The sequence below is a fragment of the Aeromonas sp. QDB03 genome, assembly GCF_027707985.1.
Classification (GTDB): Bacteria; Pseudomonadota; Gammaproteobacteria; order Enterobacterales; family Aeromonadaceae; genus Aeromonas; species Aeromonas hydrophila.
Genome location: NZ_JAPCJG010000001.1, coordinates 1037909 through 1062050 on the forward strand (window position 1 = coordinate 1037909; position 24142 = coordinate 1062050).

The following is a 24142-nucleotide window of genomic DNA, read 5'->3' on the forward strand; positions in this document are numbered from 1 at the left end:
CCTCGAAGTCACTATACCTGTTTAAGAAAACTCGATGAGTTCAGCATGAACCCGAAAAACCACTGGATGACCGGCTTGAACTCGGGCACCAGCTTGGACGCCGTCCACCAGTCGCTCTGGGAGAGGTTGGTGAAGGTATCCATGAAAAAAAGCAGGGCACTGACGATCAGTACCCCGCGAATAGCGCCAAAACAGATGCCGAGCACCCGATCGGTGCCGGACAGCCCCGTCTTGTCCACCAGCAGCCCCACCACGTAGTTCACCACGCTGCCAAGGATCAGGGTCGCCACGAACAGGGCGGCGATGGCCAGGCCGTTGCGCACCAGCGGGTCGCTGAACGAGGTGAAGTAGATGGCGAGATCCGAATAGAAATGGCTGGCGATGAAGAAGGCGACGAACCAGGTGACAAGGGACATGGCCTCCTTGACGAAGCCGCGCACCAGGCTGATGAGAGCAGAGAAACCGACGATGCCGATGATGGCGTAATCAATCCAGACCATAGAAAAAGATGTCCTGCGAAATTGCGGCGCAGTCTAACAAAAACGATTGCGCAATGCTTGATAAAAATGTGTTAACGGTTCAAACAGGTGGCGAACCAGCGCATTCACGGCCATTGAAACGGTTGACCGACGCCAGAATGCACAACGCCATGGCATGCCATGGCGTTGTCGTCTGCAATGAGCGCTTACCCGATGTGGGTCAGGCCGCCCATGTAGGATTGCAGCGCCGCCGGGATGGCGATGCGGCCGTCTTCCTGCTGGTAGTTCTCGATCACCGCCACCAGGGTGCGACCCACCGCCAGACCGGAGCCATTCAGGGTGTGCAGCAGCTGCGGCTTGCCATCGATGCGCACGCGAGCCTGCATGCGGCGTGCCTGGAAGTCGGTGCAGTTGGAGACGGAGGAGATCTCGCGGTAGGTATTCTGGGCCGGCAGCCACACTTCCAGATCGTAGGTCTTGGCGGCGCAGAAGCCCATGTCACCGGTACAGAGCGCCATCACACGATACGGCAGCTCCAGCAGCTGCAGCACCTTCTCGGCATGGCCCGCCATCTCTTCCAGCGCTTCCCAGGATTTCTCCGGGTGCACCAGCTGGACCATCTCGACCTTGTCAAACTGGTGCATGCGGATGAGGCCACGGGTGTCACGACCGTAGGAGCCGGCTTCGGAACGGAAGCAGGGGCTGTGGGCGGTCATCTTGATCGGCAGTTCCTGCTCGTCGAAGATCTCGTCGCGGGCCATGTTGGTGAGCGGCACTTCGGAGGTCGGGATCAGGGAGAACTTGCGTACCTTGCCCTCTTCTTCCCCTTCGCCATCGATGCCGGTATTGAACAGGTCCTGGGAGAACTTCGGCAGCTGGCCGGTACCGTACAGGCTGTCCGGGTTGACCAGATAGGGCACATAGCACTCGGTGTAACCGTGCTGCAGGGTGTGCAGGTCCAGCATGAACTGGGCCAGGGCACGGTGCAGACGGGCAATCTGGCCCTTCATCACCACGAAGCGGGAGCCGGAGAGCTTGACGCCGTTCTTGAAGTCAACGCCCTTGGCCGCTTCACCCAGATCGATGTGATCCCGTACCGGGAAGCTGAACTCGCGCGGGGTGCCCCAGCGGCGCACTTCCACGTTGTCGTTCTCGTCACGACCGACCGGGGTGGTGTCGCTCGGCAGGTTGGGGATGGCGTCTGCGATGACCTTCAGCTCGGCCAGCAGGGCATCCAGCTCGACCTTGCTGGTCTCGAGCTCTTCGTTGATCTTGGTGACCTCGGCCTTGAGCGGGGCAACATCTTCGCCGCGACGGGCAGCCTCACCGATGGATTTGGAGCGGGCGTTGCGCTCGGCCTGCAGCTCCTGGGTACGGGACTGCAGATCCTTGCGTTTCTCTTCCAGAGCATTGACAGCCGCTACGTCCAGAACGTAGCCACGTGTCGCCAGACGAGCGGCAGCTTCGGCGATATCGCTGCGCAGATATTTGGGATCCAGCATGGTTTACCTACTTTTTTAAAATGGGATCTGGGCCTGAGTCATCATGACGGGCTGGAAAACAGATCCGGAAGTTAACATCGGTTGGCGCACCCCTGTCGTCTTTCAGAATCGGGCCTATGGTGAGCAGGCTTTCGAAATCAAGAAGATGGCACCAGGCCAAGACAAGCGGGGTCAGAGGGCCAGTGTATCAGACCGCCCCCCCGCCCGAACAGGGACTATTGCGCCCGTTTTGCCCTGTTTTCCGGGGGATGACGACCTGGATCAAATCGGCTGACCAATTAACGCGCAACCCGGTAAGACAGACCCGGGAGAGGCTCGCTACCAGCCGCCAGCCGCACCACTATTTGTCCCGTTGCCGCGGGCTCTGCCGATCCAGTTGATGCAGATAGTCGAGCTTCTGGCCAATCTGCTTCTCAAGGCCGCGATCGGTGGGCTGATAGTACTGCTTGCCGGCCAGCTCGGGCGGGAAGTACTGCTCGCCGGCGGCATAGGCACCGGGCTCGTCGTGGGCGTAACGGTACTCGGCGCCATAGCCCAGCTCGCTCATCAGCTTGGTCGGTGCGTTGCGCAGGTGCGGCGGCACCTCGAAATCCGGCAGATTCTTGGCATCGTGAAGCGCCGCCTTCCAGGCGGTGTAAACCGCATTGCTCTTGGGCGCGCAGGCGAGGTAGACGATCGCCTGGGCGATGGCCCGCTCCCCTTCCGCCGGTCCGATGCGGTGGAAACAGTCCCAGGCCGACAGGGCGACCTGCATGGCACGGGGGTCGGCATTGCCCACATCTTCGGAGGCAATCGCCAGCAGCCGGCGGGCAATATAGAGTGGATCGCAACCGGCGCTCACCATGCGGGCATACCAGTAGAGCGCCGCATCCGGCGCCGAGCCGCGAATGGATTTGTGCACCGCCGAGATGAGGTCGTAGAAGTGATCGCCCCCCTTGTCGAAGCGCGCCACGTGCTCCCCCACCACGGCGGCCAGCAGGGTACTGTCAATAAGCTTGTGGCCGCTGCCATCGGGCTCGGCCATGTCGGCCAGCAGCTCCAGGTAGTTGAGGGACTTGCGCCCGTCCCCATCCACCGCCTTGGCCAGCGCCTCCTTCACCCCGGGGGCGAAGGTCAGCGCCGGATCATTGAGCCCGCGAGCATCCTGCATCGCCTGATCGATCAGGGTGAGGATGTCCTCCTCCTCCAGCCGTTTGAGCAGATAGACCCGGGCCCGGGAGAGCAGCGCGTTGTTGAGTTCAAACGAGGGGTTTTCGGTGGTGGCACCGATGAAGGTGATGGTGCCGTCTTCTATGTGAGGCAGGAACACATCCTGCTGGCTCTTGTTGAAACGGTGCACCTCGTCCACGAACAGGATGGTGCGCACTCCGCGCCAGCTGTTCTCCTTGGCCTTGTCGATGGCGGCGCGGATCTCCTTGATGCCGGAGGTGACCGCCGAGAGCCGCTCGACCTCGGCCTGGCAGTAATGCGCCATCAGTTCAGCCAGCGTGGTCTTGCCGGTACCGGGAGGCCCCCACAGGATCATGGAGTGGCAGTGGCCGGCCAGGATCGCTTTGCGCAGGGGCTTGTCAGGCCCCAGAATATGTTGCTGACCTATGTACTGCTCGAGGGTTTGCGGCCGCATCCGGGCCGCCAACGGACGAAAGTCCGACGAGAAATCCAGCGACAAGTTGCTCATCTGTATTGACCGTTCAGTATCACGCATACCGCCATGGAAAAACGGGTCGACGAGACATCCAACAAGAGGTTACTCATCGGTATTGACCCCCAGCGTCACGCCCGTCGCCATTGGCAGACGGGCCGACCAGAAATCCAGCGACCGTCTGCTCATCAGCGCTGATCGTCCAGCGCGACCCCCTTGGGGATCTTGAAGACAAATTCGTTGCCCTTGAGCACCGGCTTGCGATTGAAGTTGCTCAGGGTGAACTCGCTCCACTGGCCCTGGGCCTCTTTCACGTCGAAGCGGCTGATGTTGTTCTGCCTGTCGAAGGTGATGCGGAAGGAGGCGATCAGCTCGTCCTGATTGCGACTGGTGACGGTATAGACATCCCCTTCCTGGGTCACGTCATAGTTCTTCCAGAGGCTGTTGTCGTTGCCAGCGATCAGCACGAAGGGGGTGTTGAGCACGGCATCCTTCATCTTGAGAGCGGTCACCTGCTCGACGAAGGGATCATAGACCCAGACATCCTTGCCATCGGCCACGATCAGGCTTTCGTCCGGCGAGGTGGTGTGCCAGTTGAAGCGATTAGGGCGCTGCACCAGCAGATCGCCACCGGCGCGCTGCAGCTCCTTGCCCTTGCTGTCATAGACGGTCTGGGCAAACTTGGCGGAGAAGAGGCTCACCCCCGCCAGCTTCTGCTTGAGATCGCTGGCCGCGTCGGCCCACACCTGGCTGCTGGCAACCAGCAGCACAGTGCCCATCAACAGTTGTTTTTTCATCACGCTTTTCATAACGGCTATCTCGATAAAAGGCCACGCCGCAGGGGCATGGCCAGGATGATAGAGGGGTGAGGCTTAGTCCCGTACCGGTGGCGGGGCCAGCACGTCGCGCTGACCATTGCCGCCCGGGGCGCTGACGATGCCCTGGTTTTCCATCTGCTCGATGAGACGGGCCGCCCGGTTGTAACCAATCTTGAACTTGCGCTGCACGCTGGAGGTCGAGCCGCGGCGCGACTCCACCACGAAGGCCACCGCCTCGTCGAACAGGGGGTCGAGCTCTTCGTCGTCACCACCACCGTATTCGCCGCTGCCGCCCTCGCCGCCGGATTCACCGGAGAGGATCTCCTCGATGTAGTTCGGCTCGCCGCGCAGTTTCCAGTCCGCCACCACCTTGTGCACCTCGTGGTCGTCGACAAAGGCGCCGTGCACCCGGGTCGGGTTGGAGGTACCGGCCGGCATGTAGAGCATGTCGCCCATGCCGAGCAGGGATTCGGCACCGCCCTGATCGATGATGGTACGGGAGTCGATCTTGCTCGACACCTGGAACGAGATACGGGTCGGGATGTTGGCCTTGATGAGACCGGTAATGACATCCACCGACGGACGCTGGGTCGCGAGGATCAGGTGAATACCGGCCGCCCGCGCCTTCTGGGCGATACGGGCGATCAGCTCCTCCACCTTCTTGCCGACGATCATCATCATGTCGGCAAACTCGTCCACCACCACGACTATATGGGGCAGTTTTTCCAGCTCAGGCGGCATCTGGTCCATGGAGTCGCCCGGCCGCCACAGCGGATCCAGCAGGGGTTCGCCCTCCTCGATGGCCGCCAGCACCTTGTCGTTGTAGCCCTTGAGGTTGCGCACCCCGACCGCCGACATCAGCTTGTAGCGACGCTCCATCTCGCCCACGCACCAGCGCAGGGCGTTGGCGGCGTCCTTCATGTCGGTCACCACCTCGGTCAGCAGATGGGGGATCCCCTCGTAGACCGACAGCTCCAGCATCTTGGGGTCGATCATGATGAAGCGCAGATCGTCCGGCGTCGACTTGTAGAGCATGGAGATGATCATGGTGTTCACCCCCACCGACTTACCGGAGCCGGTGGTACCGGCCACCAGCAGGTGGGGCATCTTGGCGAGGTTCACCACCACGGGTTCGCCGGCGATGTCCTGACCCAGCCCCATGGTGAGCGGGTTGCGGCTATCGCGGAAGGCGTCGCAATCGAGGGTCTCGCGCAGATAGACGGTCTGACGCACCCGGTTGGGCAGCTCGATCCCGACGAACGTCTTGCCCGGGATCACTTCCACCACCCGCACGCTGCTGGCCGACAGAGAGCGGGCCAGATCGCGGGAGAGGTTGGTGATCTTGCTCGCCTTCATACCAGGCGCCAGATCCAGTTCGAAACGGGTGATGACGGGGCCCGGATAGACGCCCACCACCTTGGCCTGCACGTTGTAGTCGGCCAGTTTCGCCTCCACCAGTCGGCCCATGCGCTCCAGCTCGTCCTTGCTCATCATCTGGGTCTTGGCGGGCGGACGGTCCAGCAGCTCGATGCTGGGCAAGGGGGGCAGCCCAGGTTGCAGGCGGCGCTTGGGCTTGCCGGGCGTGGGAGCCGCCGGCGCAGGCGCCTCTTCATCCCCTTCTGCCCAGGGCAGGTCGAGATCATCGTCCTCGTCATCGGCCGTGACCAAGGCAGGCTGACGACGAGCGCCGTTGGTGGCGGCACGCTTGGCCTTGGCCACCGGGGCCGGCTCGTCATCTTCATCGTCAAACTGCGGGTCGAACTGGAAGGTATCCTCGTCAAGCTCGGGCAGCCACTCATCGGACTTGGCCTTCTGGCTCTTGGCGCTGGCCTTCTCCTTGGGACGACGGGTCCAGCTGGAGTGCGGTTCATCTTCCTCGTCATCGAGTTCGATGGCACCCACGCCCCCTTCCAGCAAGGGATCCGGCCCCTCAACGCGAGGCTGGCGCCAGCCACCGGTCAGCCAGCGGCCGAGGGTGGTGGGAAAATGGTAAACGGCGCTGACCGAACCGGTGCAGGCAGCGCCGATCCGCTCGACGATGGTCAGCCAGGACCAGCCGGTGAACAGGGTGATGCCGGTGGCCACGAAGCAGAGCAGCATCAGGTTGGCACCGACCCCGCCAAATAGCGGCACCACGGCGGAGGAGATCACGTCCCCCACCAGGCCGCCGGCGGAAAAATTCTGCAGATCATTGAAGTTCATGCTGGCGATGGCGGACATGCCGAGCACGGTCAGCACGAAACCGACGATGCGCACCGACAGGGTGAGGTAATCCACATCGAGCAGCCGGCTTGGACGCCAGAACAGGCTCCAGCCCAGCAGCACGACCAAGGGAGGAACCAGATAGGAAAACGCCCCGAAGGTAAACATGGTGATGTCGGCGAGCCAGGCCCCCGCGCTGCCGGCGAGGTTTTTCACCTCCCCTTGCCAGGAGGTCTGGGACCAACCGGGATCGGCGGGGTGGTAGGACAACAGGGCAAGCAAGAGATAGGCAGCCATCAGAGTGATGGCGATCAAGACGGCTTCGAAGATCCGTTGTGTACCTGATAAAGGAGTAAACAGCTTTTTATCGGCCAAACTCCGGCTCCTTTCTGAAAACATGTAATGCAGGGGGATAAGGGGGCCTAGTATCCCTGAAAAGCCCACCGGTTGTCAGCCAGTGCCTGGCGTGGCGGCCATATTCACAACCGACTCGATAAGAAGAAACGAGCGGACCGGCCGCTCGTTTCTGAATGTCGTGACTTGTCGCAAGGCTGGCAAGCCACAGCATAACCCGACTCAACGGGTGCTGATCACCAGACGACTGCTCTGTTTGACCTCTTCCATCACCACATAGGTGCGAGTGTCGTTGACACCGGGCAGACGCAGCAGGGTTTCCCCCAGCAGACGGCGATAGGCCGACATGTCGCTGACTCGGGTCTTGAGCAGATAGTCGAAATCGCCGGAGACCAGATGGCACTCCTGGATCTCCTCGAGCACCTGAACAGCCTTGTTGAACTGTTCAAACACATCGGGGGCACCGCGATTGAGGGTAATTTCCACGAATACCAGCAGAGACGCGTCCAGATAATGAGGGTTCAGAATGGCGGCATACCCTTCGATATACCCTTGTCGCTCGAGGCGACGAACCCGTTCCAGACACGGTGTAGGACTCAGGCCAACTCGTTTGGACAACTCAACGTTCGAAATTCTGCCATCCTTTTGCAGCTCATTCAGAATGTTGCGGTCAATCCTGTCCAAATCCTTTAGCCGACTCTTAGCTTCCATCATTTATTCCATCCTTTGGCTATTTTTTGGTAAGAATCACCAGTCATTTTATAATTATGGTCACAAATCCTGTCAATACCTGAATATGCAAGGCGCAAATGTTGCCAAACTAGCTTGCAACATAAACCACCAATCGATAGTCGAGGGATAGCATGATTATCGGTGTACCTAAAGAAATAAAAAACCATGAATACCGCGTAGGCATGGCTGTGGCCAGTGTACGTGAACTGACAGCACGAAACCATACTGTTTTCGCCCAAAGCGGCGCAGGAAGCGGCATTGATTCAGGTGGTGCAGATTATCACGCTGCCACTGTCGCTATTTTGTCCTGCATTGCAGCAATTTTCACCGCGGCCAGCGTATCCATCAGACTCAAAACATAATGACTCCCCCTTCCCTGCGTCTTCGTCGCAACTGCCCGGCAATGATTTGGCATTCGCCCTGCAGGATAACGGGGATTCGCCATCGTGAATGTGCCCATCGGGAGAGCGGCCAACACGCGCTTCCACCTCGTGTCAGTGCGCAGCCTGATAATGTGTGCCCCCCATCCTCATGGGGCGGGCTTGGCCTGAGGCTCTGTGCAGCAAAGCTGCCGACAGCGAGGGCCACTGCGCCAAAACTTGTCAATCGCGCTTATATCGCCGCCACACCAGCGGACAGGATCAGCCGAGCGGATAGCGCCCGCTGGCAAACGCGGCTGCAAGCGCCCTTCCCCACCTTATCAATAGAAATGCGCGCCACGCCCGGTAAGCGCCAGCGGATACCAAGCGCCACCTCTCACATCACCATGGCGAGAGAGCCGTTGTGCTCCTTATCAAGGCGCGCCAAGCCCGGTTGTGGAGCCTTCCGCGACAGGGCATGTTTTCAGACCTTTCTTACCCTGCCCCCCACCCCGCCAGCCGATTGATGCAATCGACTCACTGGCCTTTGACCCCTTATCACGAATTACCTACAATCGCGCAAACTCATCACGTCTCGGAAATCACATTATGAGCCAAGTCACTCATAGCAAACTGCTGATCCTGGGGTCAGGCCCGGCGGGCTACACTGCCGCCGTCTATGCCGCCCGTGCCAACCTCAATCCGCTGCTCATCACCGGCATGCAGCAAGGCGGTCAGCTGACTACCACCACCGAAGTGGAGAACTGGCCCGGTGACCCCGAGGGTCTGACCGGTCCGGCCCTGATGGAGCGCATGAAAGAGCATGCGGAGAAGTTCGATACCCGCATTCTGTTCGATCACATCAATGAAGTGCAGCTGACCCAGCGTCCGTTCCGTCTCAAGGGCGACAACGGCGAATACACCTGTGATGCGCTGATCATCGCCACCGGTGCCTCCGCCAAGTACCTGGGCCTGCCTTCCGAAGAGGCCTTCAAGGGCCGCGGCGTCTCCGCCTGCGCCACCTGTGACGGCTTCTTCTATCGCAATCAGGAAGTAGCCGTGGTCGGCGGCGGCAACACCGCCGTGGAAGAGGCGCTCTATCTGGCCAACATCGCCAAGAAGGTGCACCTCATTCACCGTCGCGATGAGTTCCGCGCCGAGAAGATCCTGATCAAGCGTCTGCACGACAAGGTGGCCAGCGGCAATATCGTACTGCACACCCACCAGACTCTGGACGAAGTGCTGGGCGACGACATGGGGGTGACCGGTGTGCGTCTGCGCAACACCCAGAACGACACCACCACCGACCTGCCACTGATGGGCGTCTTCATTGCCATCGGTCACCAGCCCAACACCCAGATCTTCGCCGACCAGCTGGATATGCAGAACGGCTATCTGAAGGTGCGTGGCGGCCTCGACGGCTTCGCCACCCAGACCAGTATCGAAGGGGTATTTGCCGCCGGTGACGTGGCTGACCACACCTACCGCCAGGCCATCACCTCGGCCGGCACCGGCTGTATGGCCGCCCTCGATGCCGAGCGCTATCTGGACGCGCAATAAGCACAAGGGATATAAAAGGCATGCCGCGAGGCATGCCTTTTTACTTTAAGGAGCCGGATGAAACAGAAAATATTGATAGTCGAGGACAGTCTGACCATTCGACGGATGCTGATCCAGGCCATTGCCCAGCAAACCGGGCTGGAGATCGATGCATTCGATACCCTGGAGGGTGCCCGCCACTGTCGGGGAGAAGAGTACGTGGTGGCACTGGTGGATCTGACCCTGCCGGATGCCCCCAGCGGGGAAGCGGTCAAGGTGTTGCTGGAGCGGGGCTTGCCGGTGGTGATCCTCACTGCCGATATCAGCGAGGAGAAGCGTGCAGCCTGGCTGGAGGCGGGAGTACTGGACTATGTGATGAAGGATTCACGCCACTCCCTGCAATACGCCGTCAGCCTGGTTCATCGCCTCTACCTCAACCAACGCATCGAAGTACTGGTGGTCGATGATTCACGCACCTCCCGCCACCGCACCATGGCCCAGTTGCGCAAGCAGCTGCTGCAGGTGCATGAGGCGAGCCACGCCCGCGAGGCCCTGGCCCAGCTCGAACAGAACCCGGCCATTCGGCTGGTGCTGGTCGACTACTACATGCCAGAAATTGACGGGATCAGCCTGGTGCGCATGCTGCGCGAGCGTTACAGCAAGCAGCAGCTCGCCATCATCGGCATCTCGGTGTCGGACAAGCGCGGCCTCTCTGCCCGCTACCTGAAGCAGGGTGCCAACGACTTCCTCAACCAGCCGTTCGAACCGGAAGAGCTGCAATGCCGGGTCAGCCATAACCTGGAAGCGCTGGAGCAGTTCAACAGCATCCAGGAGTCGGCCAATCGCGACTACCTGACCGGGCTCTACAACCGGCGCTACTGGTTCAATGAAGGACAGAAATGGTTTGAGGAGCACCAGCGTCAGGAGACGCCGCTTGCGCTGTGCGTGCTCGATGTGGATCACTTCAAGCAGGTCAACGATCACTGGGGTCATGCCATCGGCGATCAGCTGCTCTGCCACCTCACCCGGCTGCTCACCCAGTTCTTCCCCGATGCCATGATCGCCCGTTTTGGTGGCGAGGAGTTTGCCCTGATGGTGCCCCACTGCACCGTGCCGGTGCTGCTCAAACGGCTGGAGGGGCTGCGCCAGCAGATGCGCCAGCAACCGCTGTCCAGGGAGACGCCGCTGTTTGTACGCGCCAGTTTCGGCGTGATCAAGGTCGGGCGCGGTTCCATGGACGAGGCACTGAGCGAGGCGGATCGCCTGCTCTATCAGGCAAAGAACACCGGCCGTGACAAGATAGTGTCGCAGGACTCATCGGCCTGACGTTACCTCGCCAGATGTTCTCCGTGTAGTACCCGCCCGACAGCTTGCCCAGCCGGCAGCGTGTCGGGTCACTTCTCCCCCCTTGATGACCGCCTGAGCCAGCGCCTGCTTCAATAGGTCTTGTCCACCCGCACACCATCGTCGAAATAGAGGATGCGCACCTTGTCGCCGTTCATGAACACCATGGCCGGATCGTAATCCTGAATGACGTTCACTAGCCCGTTTTGCTCGTTGCGAATAAGCAGCTCCACCAGCTTGTTCTCCACCACGCTGCCGCCCGATTGATACTGCTGCGCCGCAGCCGCCCCCGCCAATGCGCCGACCGCAGTAGCGATTTCACGGCCATGACCGCCACCAAACTGGTTGCCAAGCAGCCCGCCCAGGACGGCGCCGCCCAGGGTTTTCCAGCCGGAGTGTTCTGACTCCAGAATTTGGCGCTGGGTGATGTTGCGCACCGTCTCGACCTGGCCAAACACCACCTGATTCACGGGCCTTGCCGTATTGCGCTCGTAGACCTGAGCCAAGGCGGGCGCAGTGACAAAGCAAAACAAGCTGGATACTATCAGGATAATGGCCTTCATCTATGAACCTCGTTACCTTATGTCTCGCTATCTTACCCAATTGGATGATGAGCTGTGCTGGTTTCCCGACCCCGAGCATGCCCTGGAGGAACCCAACGGCCTGCTGGCGATCGGCGGGGATCTCTCCCCTGCCCGCTTGCTGGCAGCTTACCACAAGGGGATCTTCCCGTGGAATGAACCCCACCAGCCGCTGCTGTGGTGGTCACCGGATCCCAGAGGCGTCATCCGGCCGGAACAGCTGCACATCGGTCGCACCCTGCGCAAATTTATCCGTGGTACCTCATTCGATATTTCCATCGATCGCGCCTTTAATGAGGTTATAGCGGCCTGCGCCGCGCCCCGTCGCAGTGCCAGTGGAACCTGGATTAGCACACCCATGATCGACGCCTATCGACAATTGCACCGCCTTGGCCATGCCCACTCCATCGAGATCTGGCAGGAGGGCAAGCTGCAAGCCGGCCTCTATGGTCTCTCCCTCGGCCGGGTGTTCTGCGGCGAGTCCATGTTCAGCCGTATCGACAACGGCGCCAAACTGGCCATGGTGGCCCTCTGCCGGCACTTCGCCTGCCATAATGGCGCCTTGATCGATTGCCAGATGCAGAACGATTTTTTGGCCACCCTGGGAATAGAAGAGTGGCCAAGACGCCAATTTTTGACGACGCTGGCACAACTGAGCCGACAACCGCTGGCGGCCAATTGCTGGCAAACGGGGAGCATTTTGCTATGACCGAAGAAGTGATCCTCAAGGTAGGGCTGACCCCGAAGCACCAATGCAGCTATCTGGGTCATGAGCAGGAGCAATTGCTGGTCTTGATGGATCACAGTCTGCTCAATGCCAGCGGCTACGAACGCCTGCTGACGGCCGGCTTTCGGCGCAGCGGCAACGACATTTATCGTCCCCACTGCCCGGCCTGCAATGCCTGCCAGTCCCTGCGCATCCACAGCGAGCGCTTCGTGCCGAGCCGCAGCCAGAAGCGGATCCGCCAGCTCAATCAGGATATCGAGCTGGTACTCAGCTACGACGACAAGCCAGAGTACTACCAGCTCTATGAGCGCTACATTCGCGAACGCCATCATGACGGCAGCATGTATCCCCCCAGCCGTACCCAGTACAAGGGCTTCCTGCACTGTGACTGGATGCCGCCCCTCTATCTGGAAATGCGCAAGGATAACCGGTTGATCGGGGTCGCTACCACGGATCTGCTGCCCCATTCCCTCAGCGCCATGTACACCTTTTTCGACCCGGCCCATGCCGATCGCTCCCTCGGTACCTTCGCCATTCTGAGCCAGTTGGAACTGGCTAGAAGAACCGGTCGTAGCTGGCTATATCTGGGCTATCTGGTGGAGGAGTGCCGCAAGATGAATTACAAGCGCCAGTATCTGCCCCATGAACGGTTGATACAGGGGGAATGGAAAAATATCGACAGCAAGCCCGAGTAAACTTTACACATAGCCTTAAATCCGGCATGATCCAGCGGATTTTTTGTTGTGGCTTATCAAGAGGATTCAATGGCTAAAGAAGACAGTATTGAGATGCAGGGCACTATTCTCGAAACCCTGCCCAATACCATGTTCCGTGTGGAACTGGAGAATGGTCACGTGGTTATCGCTCATATTTCCGGCAAGATGCGCAAAAACTACATCCGTATCCTGACTGGGGACAAAGTAACGGTAGCTCTGACTCCGTACGACCTCTCCAAGGGACGTATTGTTTTCCGCTCTCGCTAAGCCAGGAATTCAGCAAAAAACCCCAACCTTCCGGTTGGGGTTTTTTGTGGTTTTCCAACAGCGTTAAGCTTAGTGGGAAACAGCTTCAACATTGACCTGATAGTCAAAGCTGAGGCTGTCATTTATCAACTCAACCTTCACTACCCCCCCATCGACCAAGGATCCGAACAGGATCTCATTGGCAAGGGGTTTCTTGAGGTGTTCCTGGATGACCCGCCCCATGGGTCTCGCTCCCATGGCCCTGTCATATCCCTTCTCGGCCAACCAGTGGCGGACACCCTCGGACACTTCAAGAGACACGCCCTTGGCATCCAGTTGTACCTGCAACTCGACGATGAACTTGTCGACCACCTGATGTATCACAGTCATATCCAGATGATTGAACCAGATGGTGTGATCGAGCCGGTTGCGAAACTCCGGGCTGAACGTCTTGTTGATCACCGCCATGGCATCGTGGCTCATATCCTGTTGCTGGAAGCCGATGGATTTGCGCTGGGTCTCCTGCACGCCGGCGTTAGTGGTCATCACCAGGATCACGTTGCGAAAATCCGCCTTGCGCCCGTTGTTGTCGGTCAGGGTGCCGTTGTCCATCACCTGCAGCAGCAGGTTGAACACATCCGGGTGCGCTTTTTCGATCTCGTCCAGCAACACCACTGAGTGCGGGTGCTTGAGTACCGAATCGGTCAGGAGTCCCCCCTGCTCAAAGCCCACATAGCCGGGAGGTGCCCCGATCAGGCGGGAGACGGTGTGGCGTTCCATGTACTCCGACATGTCAAAGCGCAGCACCTCGACGCCGAGTGCCTTGCCTAACTGCTGAGTGACCTCGGTCTTGCCCACCCCGGTCGGGCCGGCGAACAGGAAGCAACCCACCGGGCGACGCTCATTACCCAAGCCCGAACGTGACAAGCGAATGGAATCGGTCAGCACCTCGATGGCCTTGTCCTGACCAAATACCACCATCTTGAGATTGCGCTCCAGATTCTTCAGCACCTCCTTGTCGGAAGACGAGACTGATTTCTCCGGGATGCGAGCAATCTTGGCCACAATGGCTTCGATCTCCTGCACATTGATCACTTTCTTACGCTTGCTCGCCGGCAGCAGCCGTTGCCCGGCACCAGCTTCGTCGATCACGTCGATCGCCTTGTCAGGCAGATGGCGATCATTGATGTACTTGGCAGAGAGCTCCACCGCTGCGCGGATGGCCTTGACGGTGTAGCGCACCCCGTGGTGAGCCTCATAGCGGCTCTTGAGCCCCATCAGGATGCGGGTAGTGTCGTCCACACTGGGCTCGACGATATCGATCTTCTGGAAGCGACGCGCCAGAGCACGGTCCTTCTCAAAGATCTGGGAGTATTCCTGATAGGTGGTGGAGCCGACACAACGCAGCAAGCCATTGGAGAGCAGCGGCTTGATGAGGTTGGCCGCATCCAGCTGACCACCGGAGGCAGCCCCTGCCCCTATGATGGTGTGGATCTCGTCGATGAACAGGATCGCCCCTTCCTGGCGCTCGATCTGCTTGAGCAGCACCTTGAGGCGCTTCTCGAAATCACCGCGATATTTGGTCCCCGCCAGCAGCGAGCCCATGTCCAGAGAATAAATAGTGCTGCCCGCAATCACCTCGGGCACATCGCCCTTGACGATACGATAGGCCAGCCCTTCGGCGATGGCCGTCTTGCCCACCCCGGCTTCACCGACCAACAAGGGGTTGTTCTTGCGACGACGGCAGAGCACCTGGATGGTACGGTTGAGCTCCTGATCCCGTCCGATGAGCGGATCGATACGCCCTTCCAGCACCAGCTGATTGAGGTTGGTGGCAAAGCTTTCTATCTGGGCGGCAGACACATCGTCGTCGGACTCGGCATTGTTGCTGCTGTTGTCCGGCTTGCTGTCTTTGCGCACGCCATGGGAGAGGAAATTGACCACGTCCAGCCGGCTGATCTCGGCCTTTTTCAGGAAGTAAGCGGCCTGGGACTCCTGCTCGCTAAAAATGGCAACCAGCACGTTGGCACCACTGACTTCCGTATTGCCCGATGATTGGACATGGAACACGGCGCGTTGCAGCACCCGCTGGAAGCCCAGCGTGGGCTGGGTTTCACGATCTTCATCGTCACGGGGAATAAGCGGGGTTGTTTGACTGATGAATGCGCTGATCTCTTTGCGCATCAGCTCCACGTCAGCACCACAAGAACTCAGCGCCTCATGGGCTGAGCTGTTATCCAGCAGGGCTAACAACAGGTGCTCGACAGTCATGAATTCGTGGCGCTCGTCACGGGCCAGTTTGAAAGCCTCGTTCAGCGTCTTTTCTAGATCTTTATTCAACATAGGCACCTCCCCTAGTACAGCAACAATGTGGTGTCGTCATCGCCATCAAGTCATCAGATTCAAGCCTTTTCCATGGTACACAGCAGTGGATGTTCGTTGTTACGTGCATAGGTGTTGACCTGGACCACTTTGGTTTCGGCAATCTCGGCGGTGAACGTGCCACAGACTCCCTTACCACTATAATGCACGCTCAGCATCACCTGAGTGGCCTTGTCCAAATCCATACCAAAGAACTTTTGCAGCACCTCCACCACGAACTCCATCGGTGTGTAGTCGTCGTTGTTCAGGACGACCTTGTACATGGGTGGCGGTTGCAGCTTGGTTTTCTCTGCTTCTGCAATCTCTTCATTAGCAAAGAGTTCTTTCTGCTTGCTCATAATCGCGCTTTGGTACCTCTAGATTACTACCGCCTAACACAAGATTGTCAATAGACTTGTTAACCAGATCACATCAGTTGTTAACAACTCCTTGACTCGCTCAAAAGTTAGACTAGATTGGTTACTTGCTAATCGGCGCCCGTCTGCTATGGGCTATGTTACTAGTTATAAAGGGCTGGCGCAGGTTACTCAACGACTTCAAGGTAATCAATAAAAGGATGTAGATGTATGGCAACCGGAACAGTCAAGTGGTTTAACAACGCAAAAGGATTTGGGTTTATCTGTCCGGAAGGAGGTGGTGAAGATATCTTCGCCCACTACTCCACGATACAAATGGAAGGCTACAAGACGTTGAAAGCAGGTCAAGCAGTCAACTTTGAACTGCAGCAGGGGCCGAAAGGCAATCACGCCTCTGTCATTGTGCCAAACGAAGCACAGAACATGTAAGAGTCGAACTGGATAAATAAAAAAACCGGCAAGCCGCAAAGTTGCCGGTTTTTTTATTGCTGCAATTTACAGGAGAAGTTCGTTCCCCCGAGCAGACTAGAAAGAGATCATTGCGCGCTGTCGTGATAGTCCTGACAGGCGCTCAGGGTATTTTCCATCAGGCTGGCAACCGTCATGGGACCCACCCCACCCGGCACAGGCGTGATGAAGGAGGCATGATTGCGCGCGGTCTCAAACTCAACGTCACCAACCAGAGAGCCGTCCGCCAACCGGTTGATACCCACGTCGATCACCAGTGCCCCCGGTTTGACCCACTCACCCGGAATGAAGTTGGGTTTCCCAACCGCCACCACCAGCAGGTCGGCACGGCGAACCTGATCTTCCAGATCCTGAGTGAAACGGTGACAGGTGGTGGTAGTACAACCTGCCAGCAGCAGCTCCAGCGTCATCGGCCGACCGACGATGTTGGATGCCCCGACTACCACCGCATGCAGACCGTGCGTTTTTACACCGGTCGCTTCAATCAGCGTCATGATGCCCTTGGGCGTACAGGGGCGCAGTGCCGGAATACGCTGTGCCAGCCGACCCACGTTGTAGGGGTGGAAACCATCCACGTCCTTGTCGGGACGAATACGCTCCAATACCTGAGTCGTATCGCAGTGAGCCGGCAAGGGGAGCTGTACCAGAATACCGTCAACGTCTGCGTCTTCATTCAGCTTATCGATCAGTGCCAGCAACTCTTCCTGGCTTGCCGTCGCGTCCAGATCGTAAGAGCGGGAGATAAAGCCCACCTCTTCACAGGCGCGCCGCTTGCTGCCGACATAGACCTGCGAGGCAGGATCCACCCCGACCAGGATCACCGCCAAGCCCGGCGCCCGTTTTCCTTGTGCCAACCGCTGTTGGACTTGCGCTGCGACCTGATTGCGAATCGTTTGCGCAACCTGTTTTCCATCAATGATTTTGGCAGACATCGTTCTTCACTCACCATGTGTTCAACTGCCGCGCATTGTCGCATTTTTTTGCCACGGGTGTTAGCGGCTCTCGCATGGAGGGCAATAAGTAGGCATTTGAATTCATTGGTGGAAAAATTCGTTGACGCTGGCTTTCCCGCTTGGGTATGATGCCGGCCCGTTGCCCAGTACAGCCGCTGTCGCTATGCTGGAGACGAGATTTTCGGTGATTAGCGCAGCCCGGTAGCGCATCTGGTTTGGGACCAGAGGGTCAAAGGTTCGAATCCTTTATCACCGACCAGGTTTTTCGACATGCCGCCAGGCTTGTCGAGGCAATGCGCCCTTAGCTCAGTCGGATAGAGCAACGGCCTTCTAAGCCGTGGGTCGCAGGTTCGAATCCTGCAGGGCGCGCCATTGATGACATGCATCTCTCCGATGCAGGGCATTGATGGATATCTTCAGTGGTGGCTGTAGCTCAGTTGGTAGAGTCCCGGATTGTGATTCCGGTTGTCGTGGGTTCGAGCCCCATCAGCCACCCCATTATCTCCTTTCAGAAAACATTCAATCCTATCTGTTTAAATCCAGTAGAAATAACCCTCTCTTCTTACGTCCTGATGGTTGCTGGCAAAATGTCTTTAATGGGTCTCAAAGGAGGCATTAGTGCCGGTACGGGTGGTGTGTGTGGCCTAATGGCAATGTCACGACCTGCACTCCAGATACGACGTTTGTTGCGCCTCGAGAAAACCACCAAGAACAGACGATTGTGCTCAATGACGAGCAAAGTCGCCTGCTCGATCAGCGCTACCCGGACGAACCGACCAGGAGGATTCAAACAGACCCGAACAGCTACCTGGACACTACAACAAACAGTGATCTTGTCAGGGCCTAATGATGGAGGGACAGGCCCCCTTATTGCATGCTCAAGAAGGCTCTGAAATTGGTACCGAAGAAGGTGCGCTCTTAGAGTGGTGTAAGCAAGACACCGGTTTGAGACCGGCATCAGGTGGTAACTATATTTGTGCATGCTACTACCAGCTTACCAGCTGCCAGCAATACTCTTTGACATGCAGCTAAACAGCTATGAAAAAGGTGTGCCCCCCCATATTCTCACAGGATGTCTATCGCACCTTGCCAAACTCTTAACCATATCTTTCTTTCATATACTTCTTTACCGATATTGCATTGTTAAACTTATATGTTCCATCACCAGCCCCATCCTCTGTGCCACTTAAAACTGGATCCAAAGTCTTTACCTTATCAACAGTATATTCTCCACCAGCGTTATTTTTATAAATCTTAACTTCAAAATTTGTCTCATCAATCCCTTCTGCCTGATGCTTATTATGCCATGAAACTATAGTTCCTATATGATTAACACCTTTCAGAGTAAAGAAAAAAACGCTCCTGAGATTCGGGTAATCGCCGTTCTCACATATTTTATCCAACTCATAATGTGATGATTTATCATATATAACCATAGATAATGGGCAGTTTATGTCATCATTTTTCTCGATTTTAACGCTCGCTGTATCATTACTTATCCTATATGGCCCTTGAATAAAATCAGCTGCACTCACAAACAAAGTGGGAAAGATTAAATTTAAAATGAAAAAACCATACCTCCTCATTATGACCTCACAAATTTTCACTCACTATTATCAATGCCTACTAGGTAATATCGGTTCAAGCAGTTGCTGGCGGGGAAAATTAGTCTGCGTAACTACAACGGCCAAGTGGAGGAAGTCATAGCGTATGTAAGCGCCATAAACAAACTGAATACCCTGGCCTGCCAGTCAGAAAGCCCCGAGTGTAACTGTCACCCGGAGCTGGGGAAGTGATGACTTGATGGTTGATTTGGGCAACAACGCCGTCAGGTGATAACTAGATCTGTACACCCGATGAATAAGGCGCCTCAGTATTTCACAACCACCGCAATCAAAAACAATCCTCATAATTTTATAATGCCTGAGAAAAATAAAATTTCTTTCCTTTAGCATTTATATAAAAAACATTGTCAAAGTTAGCACCTTGGTAACCAAAGTGATACCGTCCACTTACCTTGCCATCAATTATTTCAACCCAGTCACTATTAACAGCATATGGTCGACCTTCATCATTCGTCTCTTCTTCATAATTCACTTGAACTATAGTTATTTTATCTTTGCTTTTCCCATATTGAACATATCCTCCAACCCAACCCGCAGTGGAGGCCCACATCATTCGCATTTTAATTTTACCATCTGTACTAACAAAGCAGCGATAGTCTATGCCGACATCTTCAGCACGACAAATAGAAGAAAACAGAATATAAACCAAGACCAAATATTTATTCATTTAAGTTACTCTATAGTTATAATACTCTGCTCAACAAAACCTCGCCAATCTCGACAAAGCCGTCCATACCACTTTTCACCCATCTCCTGCGGAGTAAATGGTTGAGTATCTAGCAGAGTCAAAAATATTGGGTTCCCAGATTTTCCCACCGTACGGACTTACTGGATCAACGCCTCCCGATGATGGATGCCTGGACTGAATATAACTACCGTTAAAATTAAAGAAGCGACTTGGACAGGCCACTTACCTCTATATTTTTTGCCTAATATGTTGCTTTGTAAATATATGCTACACAACCATCTGATGGGCACAAAACTGATGCAGAGCCGTCCTTGGCCATCAGCCTTGCCTATCAAGGTAAATCATGAATGAATTGAATCTCATTATTCAAAAAAAACACTCTTTCCTTTGTTACATTCATAAGGCATTTTTTAATTTCTATCAGTTGAGCAATAGAACTGTCTTCAAAAAAAGCTCCCCTCGCGTAACACTGAGCATCTCTGAGCTTAATCCAATATCTTTGGGATTGAACCAGTTGACTCCAGTATTTTTCTTTAGATTGCTTATCATAACCGCTAGATAACAATGTAGATTTTAAATTATTATATGTTTTATTTAACTCAGCATCAGCTTGTTTTGATTTACTTTCATAACAAGCAGCAAGATTGGTAGATGGCTCAGAGATATCACAATTACGATCTGTGTTTGAAAACACACTCAATGATATAAAAAAAAGAGCAAAAGATAGTCTTTTCACAGTTATTCTCCAGTTAGATATTTAGCTCTGTTACGCCCAGGCTCATATTGGCTCAAGGAGGGGTTGTTTTTGATGTAATCGGCGTATTTTTGTCTGTCATTTAACATGCCATAGACCATGGGTCTGGGGCCTTTCGTAAAACCCTGATAAACTAAATCAACAATAACATCTTTAACCTTATCATCTAAGCTTTCCCAATTGGTTTTATCAGATATAGATACACCTGGGATATTAGCATCCTGAATACTTTGAGCTGTAGTCCAGCGTTCATAGTTTGATTTTGCCCTGAGAACATAATCAGGGTATATTTTTTCAAACAAGCGATGTTGTGATTTCCTAGTTATTAAGGTTGAATCTTTATTTTCTGAAACAAAATTAGATGCCTCCCCCCCTTTGATTCCTGCACCAGCAGATATTAATGAGGCGATATTATCAGGGACCCCTGAGTCAGATAAATCACGGTATACATCTTCTTTTGAGCGACTTCCAATATCATAGCCACGACCAATGGTTACACCAGATTCACTATTACCTGGCCAATGGATTTTTCTTGAGAAGTAAGTACTATTTTCAACATCATTTCCTTCTGCATCAAATGTAAGCTGCCCCTTGGTGACTATGAACCATTTTTCATCCATCTCATCATCAGAGACAGGGTCAGCCACCAGCCCCATCATCCCCGCAGGATGAATAAACCAAGGCTTGATATCACCCAATATCTTACTGGCATCTTCCATCCACGCCATATTGTTGTGTACCTGCATGGCATATTCATAGAGTTTCGGCTGCTCAGCCAACTCCTGTTTTAAGCGCGGCCACTCCTGGCCTGGCTTTACCCATTCGCTTTTGTGCTTGATAAACAACATGCGCAACTTGCCCGCCAATTCCTCATCGGCCAGCGCGGCCTTGATATCATTGCCGCTCAGGGTGCCATCGTTGTCCCTGTCTGTCACCAGCTTGTCATAGAGAGTGCTAAAAAACTCGCCTCCTTCTTTACCTTCGGTATCAGCTTTATCTAAAAATCCGTCGGGGTCACTACTGCCATCGACCAACTTGACACCCAACTTGTGCCAGTCGTGCTGACTGACCACTTCGACATCACTACCCTGCAATACGAACTCGCCAGCCAACTCCCCGTCCGCAGCAGTCCGTTCACGCACCTTCACAAAGTTGTTGGCACCGTGAGTGACAATATCAGACTCTTTCACCGCTAACGGTAAGACCTGTGGCCCAAAATTCGCTACACCGTGAAAACCATGTTGACTATCGTTGGTAAGGCGATAGGTAGTGACCTCTTTCTTTACTAGCAAGTAGCCCTGGCCACCAGTTACCCGTGCCTTGTTATTGATGCAATCTTCAAGCGCCTGTTTGTCATTCTTCGCAACAAACATCTCAAAGTGCACTGCTTTGCTGTCGGTATCCTTCTCGAAGCCGCTGGCTCCGGCAGTAGCTAGCTCATGCTCACCCCAATGACCGATGATCTCTCCGGCCTGCACCGGTATCGGGTTTGCGCTGCGGTCAACAACCGTATCGCCTTTGAATTCGACAGGGATACTAGGTTCAGCGGTCAGTCCGGCCCCCATCTTGCTTTTTGCCAGCCAACCGGTGGCCCCTTTGCTGGCATTGGTCATCACCTGATTGGCGCTATCTTTGACGGTACCACTACCCGCCTTGAACACCTGTACTTTACGAAACTCAGTCGTGCCGCCATTGAGGTTCACCATCTGTGGTGGCTCAGTGGATACCACCACCTCACTGCCAGCAGGCAACCCCATGCTACCCACTGTGGTGTCAGCAGTTTTACGTAGCCATGTATTACCAGGGACCTTATGGCGAGCCGGTTTGCCTTCTGGTGGTGTCATCCACTTCGGCTTTTGTGGAAATTCCTGCTGTAATTGGCTTGCCGCAATATGGAACAGGCTGTCCGGGTCATCAACGTAGTGCACCAAATAGTAATCGTGGGGCTCATCGTTGTGGTTAAACAGGTTCTTCACTTCCTGGCCGACCAACTTCACTTCAGCCCCCCTTTTCGCATAGACAGGTTTATCGCCAGACAGCCGACGTGTCAGCTTGGGAGGATGTCCCTCGACCACAGGTTCATAGGTGGACACACCTGTCCCCTTAACCATTACTCGCGCAGCCTCGGAACTGTTGTAGCTGTTCTCACAGGCGATGTGCATGTATAGGCTGTAGAAAGTCAGACGATTCTTGTTCTGCTCACCGGCTTCGTAGCGATGACGTACCAGACAAAACGAAGGGGAGGTATACAGCTCAATACCGTCTCCTGGTTTTCCTGCTTCGGGGCTACGGGTTGCCTTGGCCGGTTTGGTTGCCAACCGGTAGGCAACGATCTCCCCGTCCGCAATGGCACGTACGGCGCCGCTCGGGTGCCAGCCTCCGCTTTTACTGAAGTGGATGCCACCGTGCCAGATACGGTTGCGGCCTATCGGGAAGGTACCGTTCTTGAGACCATTGATCTTCTTGATAAACTCTTCGATGGATGCAATCTCGCTGGAGCCGTTTTCACCAGCCAGTTGCATGGGATAGACGATTTTCATCTTTGTTATTCAATCCTAAGTTGTTCGTCGAACATCAAGCGGAGGGCTGATAATCGCTATCGGGCTCCAGCGCCTTGAGCAACGCTTCCATCGCCTTCTCGGTGGCAATCGCCTTGACCAGTTCAACCAGTTCAGGGGCTTTCACCACTTCCACGCCTTTGGGGATGATGGGAGGCTGACCTGCCCAGCCAGAGCCTGAACCTGCGCTGCCGCCGGCATTGAGTTTGATGGCGGGGCCCACCAGCTTGATGCCGCTAGGATCCACTTTCACAAAGCTGCCGCCTCCCTTGAGGGTTATTTCAGAACCCGCCTCCAGCACCAGCTTGTCGCCCACCTTGATATGCACTTCCTGCCCGGCTTCCACCAGCAGGGACTGCCCCAGCTTCTGATGCAGGCTGGCATCCACCGTCAGCGAGTAGTCGGCTTTTATCTGGTCGCGCTTCTCACCCTCTACCGTCAGGTGGTCATTGGCCTTGATGCGGGTCACCCGCTCGTTGTCGATATCGGTATGCTGGTCGTGCTTGATGTGCCAAGCAGCATCGTTCTCGATAAGCACGTTCAGGTCTTTCTGACCGTGGATATAAATCTCTTCCTGCCCCGCCTGGTCTTCAAAGCGCAGTTCGTTGAAACCCTCACCCTGGTGGGTCTCGGTGCGCAGCACGGTGCGGGTCTTGTTGGCCGGCAACTCGTACGGCGACCGGTTGGTGGCGTGGTAGGTGCGACCAGTGACAATGGGCTGGTCGGGGTCCCCTTCCAGGAACGAGACAATGACCTCGTGGCCGATGCGCGGAATCGCCATCATGCCGTACTGACCGCCGGCCCAACCTTGCGAGACTCGCACCCAGCAGGAGCTCTGATCGTTACTCGAGCCGTAGCGGTCCCACGGGAATTGCAGCTTGACCCGGCCGTGCTCGTCGCAGTAAATCTCCTCCCCTTCCGGACCCACCACCATGGCGATTTGCGGGCCATCCACCATCGGCTTGTGGGGTGCCTCTGGGCTGCCGATGCACGCCCGCCAGGTGGTGCTCGCTTTTACCACCCCGAATTCGTTGTGGTACACGGTGGGGCCGCTGCCCCCCTCCTCTTCCAGCGCCTGCGGCTGCAAGCCGGTGTGCTGGATACGCACGATTTGCCA

Annotated in this window: 22 protein-coding genes, 3 tRNA genes and 1 pseudogene; 11 read left to right on the forward strand and 15 right to left on the reverse strand. The window is 55.9% G+C overall.

The annotated features are described in order from the left end of the window. Positions 1 to 11: 11 nt before the first annotated feature. The 6 genes from PG900_RS04595 to lrp all read right to left on the reverse strand — a co-directional run bounded on the left by PG900_RS04595 (position 12) and on the right by lrp (position 7711). Positions 12 to 500 (reverse strand): CvpA family protein, encoded by a 489-nt coding sequence (locus tag PG900_RS04595; protein WP_011705745.1) that lies wholly within the window; start codon positions 498 to 500, stop codon positions 12 to 14. Between the two features lie 185 nt (positions 501 to 685). Continuing rightward, positions 686 to 1981 (reverse strand): serine--tRNA ligase, encoded by a 1296-nt coding sequence (serS, locus tag PG900_RS04600; protein WP_016350460.1) that lies wholly within the window; start codon positions 1979 to 1981, stop codon positions 686 to 688. A 340-nt stretch (positions 1982 to 2321) separates the two neighbouring features. Beyond that, a complete protein-coding gene (locus PG900_RS04605) occupies positions 2322 to 3659 on the reverse strand; it encodes a replication-associated recombination protein A (protein ID WP_167825126.1) in 1338 nt (445 codons plus the stop codon). A 152-nt stretch (positions 3660 to 3811) separates the two neighbouring features. Continuing rightward, the gene (gene lolA / locus PG900_RS04610) at positions 3812 to 4420 is read right to left on the reverse strand and encodes an outer membrane lipoprotein chaperone LolA (protein ID WP_011705742.1); all 609 of its coding nucleotides are present in this window, start codon (positions 4418 to 4420) and stop codon (positions 3812 to 3814) included. 75 nt (positions 4421 to 4495) lie between these two features. Further along, a complete protein-coding gene (locus tag PG900_RS04615; RefSeq protein ID WP_024944039.1) occupies positions 4496 to 7018 on the reverse strand; it encodes a DNA translocase FtsK in 2523 nt (840 codons plus the stop codon). A gap of 201 nt (positions 7019 to 7219) precedes the next feature. Further along, on the reverse strand, positions 7220 to 7711 hold the full coding sequence (gene lrp, locus PG900_RS04620) for a leucine-responsive transcriptional regulator Lrp (protein WP_005300047.1): 492 nt from the start codon (positions 7709 to 7711) through the stop codon (positions 7220 to 7222). Between the two features lie 149 nt (positions 7712 to 7860). Between lrp and PG900_RS04625 the strand changes: the two genes are divergently transcribed. The 3 genes from PG900_RS04625 to PG900_RS04635 all read left to right on the forward strand — a co-directional run bounded on the left by PG900_RS04625 (position 7861) and on the right by PG900_RS04635 (position 10953). After that, positions 7861 to 8091 carry an alanine dehydrogenase gene (locus PG900_RS04625; protein WP_135354313.1) on the forward strand — a complete coding sequence of 77 codons (231 nt, stop codon included), beginning with the start codon at positions 7861 to 7863 and terminating at the stop codon, positions 8089 to 8091. Positions 8092 to 8697: 606 nt separating this feature from the next. Beyond that, entirely contained in the window at positions 8698 to 9648 is a 951-nt protein-coding gene (gene trxB, locus PG900_RS04630; protein WP_017409663.1) for a thioredoxin-disulfide reductase, read from the forward strand. Positions 9649 to 9705: 57 nt separating this feature from the next. Then, positions 9706 to 10953: a response regulator gene (locus PG900_RS04635; RefSeq protein WP_011705738.1), complete on the forward strand. Its 1248-nt coding sequence runs from the start codon at positions 9706 to 9708 to the stop codon at positions 10951 to 10953. A 110-nt stretch (positions 10954 to 11063) separates the two neighbouring features. Here the strand turns inward: PG900_RS04635 and PG900_RS04640 are convergent, their stop codons facing one another. Continuing rightward, entirely contained in the window at positions 11064 to 11534 is a 471-nt protein-coding gene (locus tag PG900_RS04640) for a glycine zipper 2TM domain-containing protein (protein WP_270799013.1), read from the reverse strand. Between the two features lie 19 nt (positions 11535 to 11553). On the opposite strand from PG900_RS04640, the gene aat reads away from it, so the two are divergent. From aat to infA, 3 genes are all read left to right on the forward strand, one after another. Next, positions 11554 to 12261 (forward strand): leucyl/phenylalanyl-tRNA--protein transferase, encoded by a 708-nt coding sequence (gene aat, locus PG900_RS04645; protein WP_270799011.1) that lies wholly within the window; start codon positions 11554 to 11556, stop codon positions 12259 to 12261. Continuing rightward, positions 12258 to 12974, forward strand: coding sequence for an arginyltransferase (locus PG900_RS04650; RefSeq protein WP_011705735.1), 717 nt, complete (start codon positions 12258 to 12260; stop codon positions 12972 to 12974). The genes aat and PG900_RS04650 overlap by 4 nt, the downstream gene beginning before the upstream one ends. Positions 12975 to 13043: 69 nt before the next feature. Next, the gene (gene infA, locus PG900_RS04655) at positions 13044 to 13262 is read left to right on the forward strand and encodes a translation initiation factor IF-1 (RefSeq protein ID WP_005300033.1); all 219 of its coding nucleotides are present in this window, start codon (positions 13044 to 13046) and stop codon (positions 13260 to 13262) included. 69 nt (positions 13263 to 13331) lie between these two features. Here the strand turns inward: infA and clpA are convergent, their stop codons facing one another. Together clpA and clpS are read right to left on the reverse strand one after the other, a co-directional pair. Further along, complete coding sequence (clpA, locus tag PG900_RS04660; protein WP_118881399.1) at positions 13332 to 15584, reverse strand: ATP-dependent Clp protease ATP-binding subunit ClpA; 2253 nt, start codon at positions 15582 to 15584, stop codon at positions 13332 to 13334. A 59-nt stretch (positions 15585 to 15643) separates the two neighbouring features. Further along, positions 15644 to 15961 (reverse strand): ATP-dependent Clp protease adapter ClpS, encoded by a 318-nt coding sequence (gene clpS / locus PG900_RS04665; protein WP_005300028.1) that lies wholly within the window; start codon positions 15959 to 15961, stop codon positions 15644 to 15646. A 228-nt stretch (positions 15962 to 16189) separates the two neighbouring features. Here clpS and cspD point away from each other — a divergent pair, with 228 nt between their 5' ends. Next, entirely contained in the window at positions 16190 to 16408 is a 219-nt protein-coding gene (gene cspD, locus PG900_RS04670) for a cold shock-like protein CspD (protein ID WP_005300025.1), read from the forward strand. Between the two features lie 107 nt (positions 16409 to 16515). Here the strand turns inward: cspD and folD are convergent, their stop codons facing one another. Further along, complete coding sequence (gene folD, locus PG900_RS04675; RefSeq protein WP_043168397.1) at positions 16516 to 17379, reverse strand: bifunctional methylenetetrahydrofolate dehydrogenase/methenyltetrahydrofolate cyclohydrolase FolD; 864 nt, start codon at positions 17377 to 17379, stop codon at positions 16516 to 16518. A 203-nt stretch (positions 17380 to 17582) separates the two neighbouring features. Here folD and PG900_RS04680 point away from each other — a divergent pair. From PG900_RS04680 to PG900_RS04690, 3 genes are all read left to right on the forward strand, one after another. Beyond that, positions 17583 to 17659: transfer RNA gene (locus PG900_RS04680), tRNA-Pro, on the forward strand. A gap of 36 nt (positions 17660 to 17695) precedes the next feature. Then, positions 17696 to 17772, forward strand: a tRNA-Arg gene (locus PG900_RS04685). A gap of 50 nt (positions 17773 to 17822) precedes the next feature. Then, a tRNA-His gene (locus PG900_RS04690) sits at positions 17823 to 17898 on the forward strand. Between the two features lie 599 nt (positions 17899 to 18497). Here the strand turns inward: PG900_RS04690 and PG900_RS04695 are convergent. After that, positions 18498 to 19007 carry a hypothetical protein gene (locus tag PG900_RS04695; protein ID WP_158197480.1) on the reverse strand — a complete coding sequence of 170 codons (510 nt, stop codon included), beginning with the start codon at positions 19005 to 19007 and terminating at the stop codon, positions 18498 to 18500. 27 nt (positions 19008 to 19034) lie between these two features. On the opposite strand from PG900_RS04695, the pseudogene PG900_RS04700 reads away from it, so the two are divergent. Then, positions 19035 to 19171, forward strand: a pseudogene (locus PG900_RS04700) (IS5/IS1182 family transposase); the annotation flags it as partial. Between the two features lie 143 nt (positions 19172 to 19314). On the opposite strand, the gene PG900_RS04705 reads toward PG900_RS04700, so the two are convergent. The 4 genes from PG900_RS04705 to tssI all read right to left on the reverse strand — a co-directional run. After that, a complete protein-coding gene (locus tag PG900_RS04705) occupies positions 19315 to 19692 on the reverse strand; it encodes a hypothetical protein (RefSeq protein WP_270803167.1) in 378 nt (125 codons plus the stop codon). A 352-nt stretch (positions 19693 to 20044) separates the two neighbouring features. Further along, positions 20045 to 20449 carry a lysozyme inhibitor LprI family protein gene (locus tag PG900_RS04710; protein WP_158197482.1) on the reverse strand — a complete coding sequence of 135 codons (405 nt, stop codon included), beginning with the start codon at positions 20447 to 20449 and terminating at the stop codon, positions 20045 to 20047. Between the two features lie 2 nt (positions 20450 to 20451). After that, positions 20452 to 23007 (reverse strand): pesticin C-terminus-like muramidase, encoded by a 2556-nt coding sequence (locus tag PG900_RS04715; RefSeq protein WP_270830996.1) that lies wholly within the window; start codon positions 23005 to 23007, stop codon positions 20452 to 20454. 34 nt (positions 23008 to 23041) lie between these two features. Beyond that, the coding region (gene tssI, locus PG900_RS04720; RefSeq protein WP_270830997.1) for a type VI secretion system tip protein TssI/VgrG at positions 23042 to 24142 on the reverse strand (1101 nt) is incomplete at its 5' end.

What these genes read in the sequence shown, in the direction of transcription:
- PG900_RS04595 (WP_011705745.1), bottom strand. Translation starts at nt 500, where the DNA reads ATGGTCTGGATTGATTACGCCATCATCGGCATCGTCGGTTTCTCTGCT.
- serS (WP_016350460.1), bottom strand. Translation starts at nt 1,981, where the DNA reads ATGCTGGATCCCAAATATCTGCGCAGCGATATCGCCGAAGCTGCCGCT.
- PG900_RS04605 (WP_167825126.1), bottom strand. Translation starts at nt 3,659, where the DNA reads ATGAGCAACTTGTCGCTGGATTTCTCGTCGGACTTTCGTCCGTTGGCG.
- lolA (WP_011705742.1), bottom strand. Translation starts at nt 4,420, where the DNA reads ATGAAAAAACAACTGTTGATGGGCACTGTGCTGCTGGTTGCCAGCAGC.
- lrp (WP_005300047.1), bottom strand. Translation starts at nt 7,711, where the DNA reads ATGATGGAAGCTAAGAGTCGGCTAAAGGATTTGGACAGGATTGACCGC.
- PG900_RS04625 (WP_135354313.1), top strand. Translation starts at nt 7,861, where the DNA reads ATGATTATCGGTGTACCTAAAGAAATAAAAAACCATGAATACCGCGTA.
- trxB (WP_017409663.1), top strand. Translation starts at nt 8,698, where the DNA reads ATGAGCCAAGTCACTCATAGCAAACTGCTGATCCTGGGGTCAGGCCCG.
- PG900_RS04635 (WP_011705738.1), top strand. Translation starts at nt 9,706, where the DNA reads ATGAAACAGAAAATATTGATAGTCGAGGACAGTCTGACCATTCGACGG.
- PG900_RS04640 (WP_270799013.1), bottom strand. Translation starts at nt 11,534, where the DNA reads ATGAAGGCCATTATCCTGATAGTATCCAGCTTGTTTTGCTTTGTCACT.
- aat (WP_270799011.1), top strand. Translation starts at nt 11,554, where the DNA reads ATGTCTCGCTATCTTACCCAATTGGATGATGAGCTGTGCTGGTTTCCC.
- PG900_RS04650 (WP_011705735.1), top strand. Translation starts at nt 12,258, where the DNA reads ATGACCGAAGAAGTGATCCTCAAGGTAGGGCTGACCCCGAAGCACCAA.
- infA (WP_005300033.1), top strand. Translation starts at nt 13,044, where the DNA reads ATGGCTAAAGAAGACAGTATTGAGATGCAGGGCACTATTCTCGAAACC.
- clpA (WP_118881399.1), bottom strand. Translation starts at nt 15,584, where the DNA reads ATGTTGAATAAAGATCTAGAAAAGACGCTGAACGAGGCTTTCAAACTG.
- clpS (WP_005300028.1), bottom strand. Translation starts at nt 15,961, where the DNA reads ATGAGCAAGCAGAAAGAACTCTTTGCTAATGAAGAGATTGCAGAAGCA.
- cspD (WP_005300025.1), top strand. Translation starts at nt 16,190, where the DNA reads ATGGCAACCGGAACAGTCAAGTGGTTTAACAACGCAAAAGGATTTGGG.
- folD (WP_043168397.1), bottom strand. Translation starts at nt 17,379, where the DNA reads ATGTCTGCCAAAATCATTGATGGAAAACAGGTTGCGCAAACGATTCGC.
- PG900_RS04705 (WP_270803167.1), bottom strand. Translation starts at nt 19,692, where the DNA reads ATGAATAAATATTTGGTCTTGGTTTATATTCTGTTTTCTTCTATTTGT.
- PG900_RS04715 (WP_270830996.1), bottom strand. Translation starts at nt 23,007, where the DNA reads ATGAAAATCGTCTATCCCATGCAACTGGCTGGTGAAAACGGCTCCAGC.